Source organism: Neorhizobium tunisiense, from assembly GCF_039631515.1.
Taxonomy (GTDB): domain Bacteria; phylum Pseudomonadota; class Alphaproteobacteria; order Rhizobiales; family Rhizobiaceae; genus Neorhizobium.
In genome coordinates this window covers 126,964-140,150 of the sequence record NZ_JBDIUU010000001.1, presented here as the reverse complement: position 1 = coordinate 140,150, position 13,187 = coordinate 126,964, and the positions used below count along the sequence as shown (strand labels likewise).

The window sequence follows — 13,187 nt, the reverse complement described above, 5'->3', positions numbered from 1 at the left end:
GCTGATCTGCTAGTCACGTTTATGCAGATTGCTACAGGATATTTCGGGGCGCTTGGCAAGTCCATTTTGCATTCTGTCAAATGGCATTGTCCATTATTGAAACAGCCGGGTGCCAGGGAAGGCCGGGAGTGAGGAGCGGCCTTCCCCGGCTTCGCCTCCACTTGCCGCGACTCACCTGTCTCCTATATGGCCTTACGGCGGAGCGGGTCCCAACCTGCCACTCACGGAGCGTTTGCGCCTGTTGAAGCTGTGGGACAAGGTCCAAAGGATGAAGGAGACGTTATGGCGCAGAAGGCCGTTGTGCTTGTCGTCGAGGATGAACCGCTGATCCGCTTCACCACGCTCGATGCGCTGGAAGAGGTCGGGCATCTCGTGCTGGAAGCCGGCAATGCCGACGAGGCGATGGTGCTGTTCCGCAACCGTGACGATATCGACATAATCTTCACCGACGTCAACATGGCCGGGTCCATGGATGGCATTCAGCTTGCTCAGCGCATCCGCGCAATCCGCCCGAGCATCGGCATCATCATCACGTCGGGCGTTGTCAGCCTGGATCCGATGCTTCTGCCGGCCAACACGGTGTTCCTGCCCAAACCCTATCAGCACGACCTGCTGCTGTCCTCGATTCATGAGATGATGCCGGGCTGAAGGTGCCGGGTCGAAGACGAACCGCCGGAACAAGTGGCATCGCTTCCGGTTATCTCCTCCGATCAACCGGAGGAATTTTCAGATGCTGAAGAGGCTCATCGCGTTTTCCGCCCTCTCGCTGTCGCTCGCAGCACCCGTCTTGGCCCAGACATCCGGCGCGGGAGCTACTCCCACCTTGCCCCGGACGACAACGACCCCACCCCAAGCCAATGCCGGCACCTTGACGGTCACGACGCTTCCCGGCGTTGCCGATCCGACGACGACCAACAGCACGACGGGCACCGTCGACCAGGAGGATCACTGCCAGCCGCCGGGGACGCCCAGCAATACAAATCCAAGCGCCGAATCTCCCGCGCTGCCGCGCCCTGAACAGGCATGCAACTGAGAGAGACGCGAAAACGCCTTTACTCTGCGTCAATCTCTATTAAATTGGTAGACATTGAAACGGCCACGGAAGCAGATCCAAAACCGGCTTCCTGTGGCGTCCAAGACAGCCTTTCGCCCAAAGCAAACAAGGACGAGGAGTGTGCTTGATGACTTATGATGTCGCCGTCGTCGGTTCCGGTTTTTCCGCAATCGCCCTTACTATCAATCTCCTTCGCTTCCTGCCGGCTTCCGCTTCGATCGCTGTGGTCGGCGATGATCCCGGCTTCGGGCGGGGCACCGCCTACCGCACCGAATTTTACCTGCACCGCCTCAATGTGCCGGCGGCGCGGATGAGCGTGTTTCCGGATCGGCCGGACGATTTCGTCGAGTGGCTGCGCGGCCAGGGCAGGGCGGCCTTCCCGGAGGATTTCGCCTCCCGCGGTGATTACGGTCTTTACCTGCGCGACACGCTGGCCTCGCTGCTGAGGCCCCGCGAGCGGCGCGCGCATGTGGATTTCATCCGGGCGAAAGCCACCGCCTGCGTCCACTGCGAACAGGACGGGCTCGTCTTCCATCTCGACAATGCCGGCGAACTGCGCGCCCGTACCGTTATCCTTGCACTCGGCGTCGGCAATGCCGATCTGCCTCTGCCGAAGGATCGTATCGATTCGGCCGTCAGCGCCCGCATCGTCGACAATCCCTGGCGCCTGGGCTGGCTTTCGCGTGTCGGCCGCACCGACGAACTCTGTATCTTCGGCTCCGGGCTGACCATGATCGACCAGGTCCTGTCGCTGCGTGCCCAAGGCCATCGCGGCCGTATTCATGTCCTGTCGCGGCGCGGACTGGTGCCGCATTCGCATCCGACCCGGCGCGCCGCTCCGGTCACGCCGGACCTGCCCGATACGCGGGAGATCAGCGCGCTGCTTCACGCCTTGCGACGGCAGGTGGAGAACGGTGCCGACTGGCGGGGCGTCGTCGACGGCCTGCGACCGCAGACACAGGCTTTGTGGCAGAGCCTCAGTGCCGTTCAGCGCTCCCGTTTCCTTCGGCACGCGCTTGCGTGGTGGAACGTCCACCGCCACCGTATCGCGCCGGAGGTGTTTGCGCGCTTCGACGCGCTTCTGAAGGATGGCACGGTGACCGTGCATGCAGGCTTCCTCCGCTCGATAGACAGGGACGGCGACGGTGCGCGCGTCCAGTTCAGGCGGCGCGGCACGCGGGACCTCGTCTCCCTCCACGCCGACTGGATCGTCAACTGCACCGGCATGGAGCGCGCCGGAATCGGCCATTCGCCGCTGCTCACCGAGATGCACAATCGACAGATGATCTCCATGGACGAACTCGGACTCGGCATTTCCGTTGATCAGCAGTCTCGGGTTCTCGATCCGGACGGCCGGCCGCAACCAGGCCTGTTTGCAGCCGGAGCGCTCACGGCCGGCCAGTTCTGGGAGATCACGGCGGTGCCGGATATCCGGGTCCAGGCGAAGGCGCTGGCCGAGACGATCAGAACGGAGGTCGCCCGGGCTGCTCCGCGGACGGCCCGCATCGCGTGATCAGGTTTTCCCTGAGCATGATTTTCTCCTGGCGGGATATCTGCGGCAGGTTCCTTGCTTCCATGCTGCGGTACCGACGCTAATCTGGGGAAAGTCGTTGCGCAGAGAGGAATTTCCATGGCCCTGAAACTCGTCGGTCTTACGGGAAGCTATAACCGCCCATCCAAGACCTTTGCGCTGGTGGAACATATCGCCGCCGTTGCTGCCGAACGTTATGGATTCGACGTCCGGCTTCACGACCTCGCCGATGTCGGGCCGTCTCTCGGTCAGGCACAACGTCAGAGCGATCTCGACGAGGCAGCCGCCAGCGTGCTCGCCGATGTGGTGGAGGCGGATTTCCTGATCGTCGGTTCGCCGACCTACAAGGGCAGCTATCCCGGCCTGTTCAAACATTTCATCGACCTGATCGATCCGGAACAATTGCGCGCCAAGCCGATCCTGATCACCGCAACCGGTGGCGGCGACCGGCACGCGCTGATGGTCGAACATCAGCTTCGGCCGCTCTTCGGCTTCTTCATGGCCCATACATTGCCGACGGCCGTCTACGCGTCCGATCGCGATTTCGCCGATTATTGGATAGTCTCGGAGTCCCTGCAGCAACGGATCGGTTTTGCCGTCGGTGAGCTTGCCGCCTTCTTCCCCGTCCGGGAACTCGCCGCCGCCGAGTAACTTTACTTTCGCCGGATTTGTCGTCATCAATCCCCGCCATCGCAATCGGAGGGGAGCGCATGACGATCGAAGAAGACATGGCGAAGATCGCGGAACAGGAGCGGGCACTCGTCTTCGACCGGTTCGACTTGACGACTGCCTGGGATCTCGGATCACTGCTTCGCCACACGGCCGTCGAGCGGGGCCTGAGCGTCGTCATCGACGTGCGGCTGCACTCGATGTCGGCCTTTTACACGGCATTGCCGGGCACGACCGCAGACAACGAAAACTGGGTACGCCGCAAGCGCAATCTGGTGCTCCGCTTTTTCCAATCGAGCTACGGGATCGGACGGAAGCTCGATCTCCAGGGCGATACGGTGGAAGACCGATACGGCATTTCCGCGGCGGACCACGCGCCGCATGGCGGCAGCTTTCCGATCAAGGTCGCCGGTGTCGGCTGCATCGGGGCGGTGACCGTATCCGGGCTGCCGCAGCGCGAGGATCACAATATGGTCGTCGAAGCCCTTGCCCGGATGACCGGCAAGGATATCTCCACACTCCGTCTCGGCTAAGGAGATATGCAATGGCACAGGCCGATATAAAAACCCCCGAGGAAGTTTTCACCTTCTGGTTCAGGGAACTGACCCGCAAGGACTGGTTCGAGAAGAACGAGGCGCTCGACGAGGCGATGCGCAGGCATTTCGCGGCGACTCATCTTTCGCTCGCCCGCGGCGGGCTCGACGCCTGGCGGACGTCGCCGGAAGATCGCCTCGCGGCAGTGATCGTGCTCGACCAGCTTTCCCGCAACCTCTATCGCGGCACCCCGCTAGCCTTCGCAACGGATTGGCTGGCTTTGCGCGAGGCCAGACTGGCGATCGAGGCTGGCGCGGATATGGCGGTTCTGCCCGAGCAGCGTGGCTTCTTCTACCTTCCCTTCGAACACTCGGAAACGCTCGCCGATCAGGATCGGTCGGTGGAACTCTTCGCCTTGCTGGGTGATGCGGAATATCTGGATTATGCGGAACGTCACCGTACGGTGATCCGCGAATTTGGCCGTTTCCCCCATCGCAATGCGCTGCTCGGCCGGGAATCGACCGCCGCCGAACTCGAATATCTGGCCAAGCCCGGCGCCGGTTTCTGATCTTGTATTAACTATCGGCGGAACATGCGTGCGACGGCGATCAGGATGCATGCCCCGATGAAGCCGGCAATCAGGTAGCCGATCCAGCCGCCGAGCGCGACGCCGAAGACGCCGAGAATGGCATTGGCGATGATGGCGCCGACAATGCCGAGAATGATGTTCATGATCAAGCCCATGTCGCTTTTCATGAACTTTTCGGCGAGCCAGCCGGCAATGCCGCCGATGATGATGGCTGCGATCCAGCCGATACCTGCCTGTTCCATGACTTACCCTCAGTGGTTGTTGGGACGGGGAAACGCGAAGAAATGGTCCAGGTTCCAGGAATTGTTCCAATTCCTGGAACCTGATTGCAGCATTCCTTTTCTTCGCCCAGAAGTCACTCTATTTTCGCGCGCGAATCCGATCGAAAGACAAAAGAGCAGACCTTTGACAGAACTTCGCACGACCGGCCCTTCGACCATTCAGCGGATAGCGCGCGCGCTCCTGGCGGCACTCATGATCGCCGCCCCGCTCGGCTTGCCGTCGCAAGCGGCGGCACAGGCGCAGCAGCAGGCACAAGGACAGCGACAGGAACAGGTGGCGCCCGACGTCACGGTCGATTCCATCAATACCGACATGAAGGGCAAGATCGATGCGATCCGCCAGCAGCTCGATTCCTTCCGCAACCGGATCCAGAGCGATGCCGACGACGACGCACGTCTTGCGGAACTCAGGGTTAGGGCGGAAGCAATCGTCGGCGAAATGCGCTCCGCATCGGATGCCATGCGTACGCGTGTCGAACAGATCGAGGCCCGCCTCAAGGGACTTGGCGAGCCGCCCGCAGCCGGCCAGCCGCCGGAAGCGCCCGCGGTCGTTGAGGAGCGCAACCGGCTGCTGAACGAGCGCTCGGAGCTCAATCTTATCGTCGACGACGCCGGCCAGCTTTCCAACAGCGCGAACCAGGTCGCCAACACGATCACCAATCTGCGCCGCACGCTGTTTACCCAGACGCTGTTCCGCCACACCGAGCTGTCGGGGGAATTGTTCGCCGATGCCGGCCACGCGTTCGTCGCCGAGGTCAGGAATTTCGGCTCCACCTTCAGCGGCTGGATCAGTTTCGTCTGGAAATTCAAGAAGCTGCAGCTGCTGGGCGCCCTGGCGTTGTCGCTCGGCGCGGCCATGCTCTTCCTGTCTGGAGGATACCGGCTGTTCGGGCGCTTCATCCGGCGAAACGACCACGAACATCCCTCCTATATAAGGCGATTGTCGGTGGCCTTCTGGTCGACGGTGATCCAGACCGTGGCGCTGGCGGCTTTTCTGCTCGCTTCCTTCCTGTTCCTCGACGGCTTCAACGTGCTGCGGACGGATATCACGCCGATCGTGGTGACCTTCTTCGCATTCGTCTGGTTCGTCAATTTCGTCTGGAAGCTCACCTATGGGGTATTGGCGCCGGGCGAGCCGGAGTGGCGGCTCGTCCGCATCACCAATCGCGGTGCCCGCCTGCTGACGCTCGCCGTACTCGCCATGGCGATTGTCAACGGCCTCGACTATCTGCTCGGCGCGATCAGCGAGGCGCTCAATTCGCCGCTGGTTCTGACCATCGTCAAGAGCCTGCTCGCGTCGGTGATCATCGGCCTCATCCTGATCGCCATCTCCTTCATCCAGCCGCGGCTTGTCGAGGGGGAGGATCCCGACGGCCCCGGGCATCGGTGGCCGCGCTTCTTTCCGCTGCTCCTTCGTATCATGGGCCTGCTCCTGATCCTGTCGGTGCTGACGGGATATGTGGGGCTGGCCCGGTTCGCCTCGACCCAGATCGTGCTGACAGGTGCGGTGATCGTGCTGATCTATATCGGGCTCCTGTCGGGCAGGGCGATTTCGAAACAGGGGTCGTTCACGGATACGGCTGTCGGTCGCCGGCTCGCCGAGAGCTTCGATTTCGGTGAGGTTTCGCTCGACCAGGCTGGGCTTGTCGCGGGACTTGGCATCTATGCGTTTGCGCTGATCCTCGGCATTCCCCTCATCCTGTTGACCTGGGGTTTCCAGATCGCCGATATCGAAGCCTGGATCTACAGCTTCTTTACGCAGATCCGGATCGGCAACATCTCGATCTCGATCGTCGGCATTCTCGGCGGCATTCTGCTTTTCGGCCTCGGTTTCGTCGTCACGCGCTGGATACAGAAGTGGATCGACGGCAACGTGCTGGCGCGCAGCCAGGTGGATCTCGGCGTGCGCAATTCGGTCAAGACCGGTATCGGTTACCTCGGCATCGGGCTGGCGGTGATTGTCGGCGTCTCGGCCGCGGGCATCGATCTCTCGAGTTTCGCGCTGGTCGCGTCCGCCCTGTCGGTCGGCATCGGTTTCGGTCTCCAGAATATCGTCTCGAACTTCGTGTCCGGTCTGATCCTGCTCGTCGAACGGCCCTTCAAGGTGGGCGACCATGTGGTGACCGGGGCGACGGAAGGTATCGTCAAGCGCATTTCGGTGCGCGCCACCGAGATCGAGACGTTCCGCAAGCAGTCGATCATCGTGCCGAATTCCGACCTGATCAATTCGCCGGTCGGCAACTGGACGCATCGCAACAAGATCGGGCGTTCCGAAGTGCCGGTCGCGGTTAGCCACCATGCCGACCCGCAGAAGGTGATGGATATCCTTCTGGAACTGATCGATCAGGTGCCGGAAGTGCTGCGCAATCCGGAACCGCATGTGGAGTTCCTGAGCTTCGGGCCGTCGTCGCTCAATTTCGAACTGAGGTTCCATCTGGCCGACATGGGCGAGGGCTTGAGAATCCGCAACAATCTGAGGATCGCCATCCTCAGGCGGTTCAAGGAGGAGGGGATCGAGATCCCGTTCCCGCAGCAGGAAATCATCTTTCATCGCGGCAAGCCGATCCTGCCGGCGGAGAGCGATGCAAGAGGGGGCGCATGACCGTCCCTCCGGTCGAGCCCGCGCGGCCATTCTGAAAACCGTCGCGGGCTGGCTCTTGCCATGTCGTAATCAGGCGTTTGGCCCGCCTGTCGGAATTGCATAGTCCCTGCAGTTTGCGAAAAGGCCGCACGAGGCCGAAGAGGGGTTCTTTCCATGAAGACACATGCACGGGCGGTGGTGATCGGCGGCGGCGTGGTCGGTGTTTCGACGCTTTATCATCTGGCGAAAAAGGGCTGGAGCGATGCCATCCTGATCGAACGCAAGGAATTGACCTCCGGTTCGACCTGGCATGCGGCGGGTCTCCTGCCGCTCTTCAACCTCTCCTATTCGGTCGGCCAGCTGCATAAATATTCCGTGCGGTTCTATCAGGAACTGCAGGAGGAGACCGGCATGAATGTCGGTTTCTCGAAAGTCTCGAACATCCGTCTTGCCCGCACCAAGGACCGCTGGGAAGAGTACATGTATTATGCCGGGATCGCCGAGACGATCGGCGTCAAGGTCAATATCCTGACGGCGGAACAGGTGAAGGAGATCTGGCCGCTCTGTGAGACGGACGGCATTCTCGGCGCCATCCAGCATCCGGACGACGGCTACATCCAGCCGGCGGACCTCACCCAGGCGCTTGCCAAGGGTGCGCGCGACCTCGGCGCCACGATCTATCGCAACACGACCGTCACCGCCATCGAACAGCAGCCGGACGGGCTCTGGAAGGTGACGACCGACAAGGGCGAGATCACCGCCGAGCACATCATTTCCTGCACTGGCAACTTCGCCCGCAAGACCGGCGAGATGGTCGGTATCAACATTCCGGTCATCCCGGTAGAACACCAGTACATCGTCACCGAGCCGCATCCGGCGATCCAGGAGCGCAAGGCCAAGGGCCTGCCGGAAATGGGGGTCTTACGCGAATCGGACTCTTCCTGGTACATGCGCGAGGAGAATGGCGGCCTGCTGCTCGGGCCTTACGAGGTCGGAGCACCCGTCTGTTACGTCGACGGTCCGTCCGACGAGAGCGAATACGAGCTCTTCAACGAGGAACTCGACCGGCTGATGCCCTATATCGAGACTGCCATCGTGCGGGTGCCGGCGTTTGGAGAGGTCGGCATCAAGAAGGTCTACAATGGCGCGATCGCCTATACGCCGGACGGCTCGCCGATTGTCGGTCCCGCGCCTGGCCTCAAGAACTTCTGGCTGAACGAAGGCCATTCCTTCGGCATCACTGCGGCCGGCGGCGCCGGCTGGCAGCTGGCGGAATGGATCGTCGATGGCGAGCCGACCGTCGACATGATGGGCGTCGATCCGCGCCGTTTCGGGCCTTACGCAACGGAAGGCTACCTCATCGAGAAGAACGAAGAGGCCTATGCCAATGTGTTCACGATGCATTATCCTGATGAAGAGCGTTCGGCCGCGCGTCCCTTGAAGACCACGCCGGTCTATGACCGGCTGAAGAAGATGGGTGCCGTGTTCGGCTCCGTCTACGGCTGGGAACGCGCCAACTGGTTCGCGCCTGAAGGTTATCAAGTGCCTGCGGAAGACCTCGGCGTCGGCGTCGACGTGTTGACGGCCCACAATCACGCGCCGGCGCTGGAAGATGGCCGGATCGTCGAGAAATGGTCCTTCCGCCGCTCGAATTATTTCGACCACGTCGGCAACGAGGTCAAAAATGTCCACGAGAATGTCGGCGTGCTCGACATGTCGGCTTTCGCCAAGATGGAAGTCTCAGGCCCCGGCGCACGCGCTTTCCTCGACTCGATCTTCGCCAATGCGATCCCGAAAAAGCGCGGCCGCATCGCTCTCTGCCACCTTCTGACGAAACAGGGTGGCGTGCGCGCCGAATTCACCGTCTACGAATGGGCGCCCAATCGTTTCTATCTCGTGTCGGCGGGTGCCTATGAGGCGCATGACCAGGACTACCTGCGTAAGCTCGCGCCGACAGATGGCTCGGTCAAGCTCACCCAGATCACCCAGAAGCTCGGCGTGCTGGTTCTGGCCGGGCCGAAATCCCGCCAGGTTCTGAAGAAGCTCACCCGCACCAGCCTCGACAACAAGGATTTCCCCTGGCTTTCCGGCAAGGAGATATCTGTCGGCATGGCGTCAGCCCATGCGCTGCGCGTCAACTTCGTCGGCGAACTCGGCTGGGAACTGCATCACCCGATCGAGATGCAGAACTACATCTTCGACAAGCTGATGGAAGCCGGTGCCGAATTCGGCATCAAGCCTTTCGGCATCCGTGCCATGCTCTCCATGTCGGTTGAGAAATCCTACCGGCTCATCCCGCGCGAAATGTCGATCGAGTACAATGCCTTTGAATCCGGTCTCGACCGGTTCATCAAGACCGACAAGGAGTTCCTCGGCAGAGAGGGCCTGCTTTCCTACAGGGAAAAGGGGCTGAAGTGGAATTTCTGCACGCTGATCATCGAAGGCGCCAATGATGTCGATGCCCGCGGTTCGGAGGCGATCTACAACGAATCGGGCGAATTGATCGGCCGCGCCACCAACGGCGCCTACGGCTGGCGTATCGGCAAGTCCTTGGCGCTTGCGATGGTCAAGCCGGGTTATGCAGAGACCGGCACCAGGCTCAAGATCAAGATTCTCGGCAGCCTCTACAATGCCAGCGTCGTGCCGGAAAGCCCGTTCGACGCCGACAACACGGCGCTACGGGCCTGAAAACCGACTGCAAGTAAGAAGTCGTTGACATTAGCGGGCGGTCCTCGGGCCGCCCGTCCCGTTTTGATACCGTAGCGCCGCTCCGATTAACGGTTCTGCAAACCGTTTCCACTACGGATGTTATCAGAGGGGATAATATCTTATTCGATAAGGGGCACCATGACATTCCTCGGTATCTCCGGGATGCAGTATTCCGGCCAATCACTGGCAAACTCCCGCATCCTGCTTGCGGAGGATTCCAACGTCTTCACGTCGATGATCGGGACCCGGCTCAAGGAGCTGTTCGGCATCGAGGTCGAGATCTGCCGCAACTTCGAGGAATTGCAGTTCGCTTATGACCGCTCCGTCGAGCCGGTGATGCTGGCGATTTCCAATATCAACCTGCCAGGCGCGGAAAATGGCGAAGCGCTGGAGTATCTCGTCGATCTGTCGATCCCGACCATTGTCTTTACCGGGACCTTCCATGAAGAAACCCGCGACAAGCTGCTGACCAAGGACATTGTCGACTATATCCTCAAGGACAATGTCTTCGCGGTTGAGATGCTGGCCGAATCGGTCTGCCGGTTCCTCACCAATCATCGCCACCACGTCTTGATCGTCGACGACAGCCCGACCGCCCGGGCGCTGCTCTCGAGCCGCCTGAAGCGCTACAATTTCCGCGTCAGCGTTGCGGAGAACGGTGCCAAGGCCTTGGATATCCTCAAGAAGAACCCGGATATCGGCCTCGTCGTTACCGACTACAACATGCCCGATATCGACGGTTTCGAACTCACCCGCCGCATTCGTTCGGTGCGCGGTTCGCACGAACTCAGGATCATCGGTGTGTCATCCTCTTCGAACCGCCTGCTTTCGGCCCGTTTCCTGAAGGCCGGCGGCAATGACTTCATGCTGCGCCCCTTTATCGACGAGGAATTTTACTGCCGCGTCAACCAGAACCTGGATACGCTCATCCAGATCCGGTCGATGCAGGCAAGACGTCAGGAAACGGCGGTGAAGAACGTCGCCTGATCCCAGAGGAACTCCGTATGCCGTACCTTCTAAGCCAGCATTTCCGGGAGAAGGAGCGCTTGACCCACGGTTTGGCGGCGCCGTTGCCGATCCAGATGGAGGCGGCCCGTCCGACTGCCGATCCGTTGACCGGTTTTGCCAACCTGAAGGAATTTTACCGGCTTGGCGAACCGGTAGTGAGGGAATGTCTTTCCGAGGGGATATCCTGCGCCGTCGCGATCGTGAGCATCGACCATTTCCGGCGGTTGAACGTTGTCCATTGCGAAGAAACCGTCGCTCAGGTCGTCAAGACCACCGCCGCCAGGCTTGGTTCCGCGTGTCGCGGCAGCCGACATTTTCTTGCGCGGCTGGGTGACGAAGAATTCGGCATGCTGCTGGTCGGTCTCGACGTAGCCGCTGCGACGGAATTCTGCGAGAAGCTGCGGCTTGATATCGCCGACGTCAGGATCATGTCCGGCGATGTCGATTTTTCGATGACCGTTTCGATCGGACTGGCCGAGGTCTGCGGCCCGGAGACGTTCGACAATTATCTCAATGCCGCAGAACAATTCCTGTTCATGGCGAAAAGCCATGGCCGGAATAGAGTGTTCTCCGACTATACGATCGCGCTGCAGACGGCAGGCTGACCCGCCGTTATCCCCGGTTCAGGCAACGACCCCGGTGCGCGACGTATTCATGTTGAGCTTGCGCTCGGCCCGTTCCTGCTGCGGCGAACGGTTATAGACCTCACGATAACATTTCGAGAAATGCGACGCGGACACGAAACCGCAGGCAACCGCCACCTCGACCACGGGCATCGAGGACTGTACGAGCAGGTGCCGCGCCCGGTCGAGCCGGATCTCCAGATAATAGCGCGCCGGCGAGCGGCCCATTTCCTGGCGGAACAGGCGTTCGATCTGGCGTCGGGAGAGACCGGCGTCGTCAGCGATCTCGACCAGCGACAGCGGCTCGGAGAGGTTGTTTTCCATGACCTCGATGATCGTCAGGACCTTGGCGTTCTGGACGCCGAGGCGCGCCCGCAGCGGTAGGCGCTGGCGGTCGTGCGGATTGCGGACGCGGTCCGTCAGCTGTTGTTCGCAGACCCGGTTGACGAGGTTCTCGCCGAAATCCTGGCTGATCAGGTTCAGCATCATGTCGAGAGAGGCGGTGCCGCCGGCGCAGGTATAGAGGTTTGAATCGACCTCGTAGAGATCCGCATAGACTTCCGCCTGCGGGAATGCCTCGGCAAAGCCCGGCAGGTTCTCCCAGTGGATCGCACAACGCTTGCCGTTCAGCAGCCCGGCCTGGGCGAGCACATGCGCCCCGGTGCAGAGACTTCCAACGGCAATGCCGCGGTTATAGGTTTCTCTCAGCCAGGCGTTGACCGACTTGTTGTTGAATTCCTCGACGTAGACGCCCGAGCAGACCAGGACCATGTTGGGACGGTTTTCGCCGGAGAGGTTGCGACGTTCGTCGGCGAGAGAGGAGTTGACCTCGATCCCGATGCCGCTCGAGGAATAGACTTTTTCGCCGTCGGCGGAACAGAGCCGCCAAGTATAGGCCGAGTAGCCGAGCATGCGATTGGCGATTCGCAGGGTCTCCACCGCTGCAGCAAAAGGCAGCATGGTGAAGTGGGGAACAAGAAAAAAGACGAGAGAGCGCTTTGCCGCCGGGTTTTTGGTCATCACATTCATGCCGTCATTCCCCTTGTTGGTGGCCGTGCATTGCGGCCCGCTTTTCTTCAAAAGCGACATTGGCACGGGGAAAGTCGGCGGAGAAGGGCTTTTGACGACAGGCTGATAACATTTTTGCGACATGGGCGGGTCGCAGACGTAATTGCCGGAGGGAGTAGGCTAAAAGCGTGTCGCAGGCAGCATGGCCCGTCTCACGGATGCGTGGGCGGGCCATGGAGCGGGAGGGTTATCGGCGATGCGGTGCGGCATTGGTCGTCGGCCATCCGATGTCCTTGCGGATTTCTGCCGGCAAACCTTCCAGCATTCTTTCGGTCTGGCGGCGACGCCATTGATCGCGAAGCCGTACCACCACAGTCAGGGCAGGGTGGATGAGCGAGGCGAACGAGGACGGCCGGAACCGGGAGCGATCGCTCTCCTGATAGGTGATCATAGTCATGTCGGTTCTCCTTGGGTGTCTCACGGGACAACGCTCAATCGGGACAATGAACGCCATCAATCCATCAATCAATCGGATGCGTGTTGTGCGTCTCATGAAATTCTGTGCTGTATCGACGCTCGCTTCCGATGCTTTTGACTATG

Annotated in this window: 13 protein-coding genes; 10 read left to right on the top strand and 3 right to left on the bottom strand. The window is 60.9% G+C overall.

Annotation, left to right across the window (positions count from 1 at the left end; translation table 11 throughout):
• Positions 1-282 precede the first annotated feature (282 nt).
• The 6 genes from ABCW43_RS00835 to ABCW43_RS00810 all read left to right on the top strand — a co-directional run bounded on the left by ABCW43_RS00835 (position 283) and on the right by ABCW43_RS00810 (position 4,356).
• Positions 283-648, top strand: coding sequence for a response regulator (locus tag ABCW43_RS00835; protein ID WP_345921702.1), 366 nt, complete (start codon positions 283-285; stop codon positions 646-648).
• An 82-nt stretch (positions 649-730) separates the two neighbouring features.
• Positions 731-1,033, top strand: a complete 303-nt coding sequence (locus ABCW43_RS00830) for a hypothetical protein (protein WP_345921701.1) — start codon at positions 731-733, stop codon at positions 1,031-1,033.
• A 148-nt stretch (positions 1,034-1,181) separates the two neighbouring features.
• Positions 1,182-2,567, top strand: coding sequence for an FAD/NAD(P)-binding protein (locus tag ABCW43_RS00825; RefSeq protein WP_345921700.1), 1,386 nt, complete (start codon positions 1,182-1,184; stop codon positions 2,565-2,567).
• A gap of 117 nt (positions 2,568-2,684) precedes the next feature.
• Complete coding sequence (gene msuE, locus ABCW43_RS00820; RefSeq protein ID WP_345921699.1) at positions 2,685-3,236, top strand: FMN reductase; 552 nt, start codon at positions 2,685-2,687, stop codon at positions 3,234-3,236.
• Between the two features lie 59 nt (positions 3,237-3,295).
• A complete protein-coding gene (locus ABCW43_RS00815; protein WP_345921698.1) occupies positions 3,296-3,787 on the top strand; it encodes a heme-degrading domain-containing protein in 492 nt (163 codons plus the stop codon).
• Positions 3,788-3,798: 11 nt separating this feature from the next.
• A complete protein-coding gene (locus tag ABCW43_RS00810) occupies positions 3,799-4,356 on the top strand; it encodes a DUF924 family protein (RefSeq protein WP_345921697.1) in 558 nt (185 codons plus the stop codon).
• A gap of 11 nt (positions 4,357-4,367) precedes the next feature.
• Here the strand turns inward: ABCW43_RS00810 and ABCW43_RS00805 are convergent, their stop codons facing one another.
• The gene (locus tag ABCW43_RS00805; RefSeq protein WP_037082159.1) at positions 4,368-4,619 is read right to left on the bottom strand and encodes a GlsB/YeaQ/YmgE family stress response membrane protein; all 252 of its coding nucleotides are present in this window, start codon (positions 4,617-4,619) and stop codon (positions 4,368-4,370) included.
• 163 nt (positions 4,620-4,782) lie between these two features.
• On the opposite strand from ABCW43_RS00805, the gene ABCW43_RS00800 reads away from it, so the two are divergent.
• The 4 genes from ABCW43_RS00800 to ABCW43_RS00785 all read left to right on the top strand — a co-directional run bounded on the left by ABCW43_RS00800 (position 4,783) and on the right by ABCW43_RS00785 (position 11,561).
• Positions 4,783-7,260 carry a mechanosensitive ion channel domain-containing protein gene (locus tag ABCW43_RS00800; protein ID WP_445738875.1) on the top strand — a complete coding sequence of 826 codons (2,478 nt, stop codon included), beginning with the start codon at positions 4,783-4,785 and terminating at the stop codon, positions 7,258-7,260.
• 153 nt (positions 7,261-7,413) lie between these two features.
• A complete protein-coding gene (locus ABCW43_RS00795) occupies positions 7,414-9,927 on the top strand; it encodes a GcvT family protein (protein ID WP_345921696.1) in 2,514 nt (837 codons plus the stop codon).
• A 159-nt stretch (positions 9,928-10,086) separates the two neighbouring features.
• A complete protein-coding gene (locus ABCW43_RS00790) occupies positions 10,087-10,935 on the top strand; it encodes a response regulator (RefSeq protein ID WP_345921695.1) in 849 nt (282 codons plus the stop codon).
• 17 nt (positions 10,936-10,952) lie between these two features.
• A complete protein-coding gene (locus ABCW43_RS00785; RefSeq protein ID WP_345921694.1) occupies positions 10,953-11,561 on the top strand; it encodes a GGDEF domain-containing protein in 609 nt (202 codons plus the stop codon).
• Between the two features lie 18 nt (positions 11,562-11,579).
• Here the strand turns inward: ABCW43_RS00785 and ABCW43_RS00780 are convergent, their stop codons facing one another.
• Both ABCW43_RS00780 and ABCW43_RS00775 read right to left on the bottom strand, forming a co-directional pair.
• Complete coding sequence (locus ABCW43_RS00780; RefSeq protein ID WP_046667158.1) at positions 11,580-12,599, bottom strand: GlxA family transcriptional regulator; 1,020 nt, start codon at positions 12,597-12,599, stop codon at positions 11,580-11,582.
• 235 nt (positions 12,600-12,834) lie between these two features.
• Positions 12,835-13,044, bottom strand: a complete 210-nt coding sequence (locus tag ABCW43_RS00775) for a hypothetical protein (RefSeq protein WP_306869893.1) — start codon at positions 13,042-13,044, stop codon at positions 12,835-12,837.
• Positions 13,045-13,187: the final 143 nt, after the last annotated feature.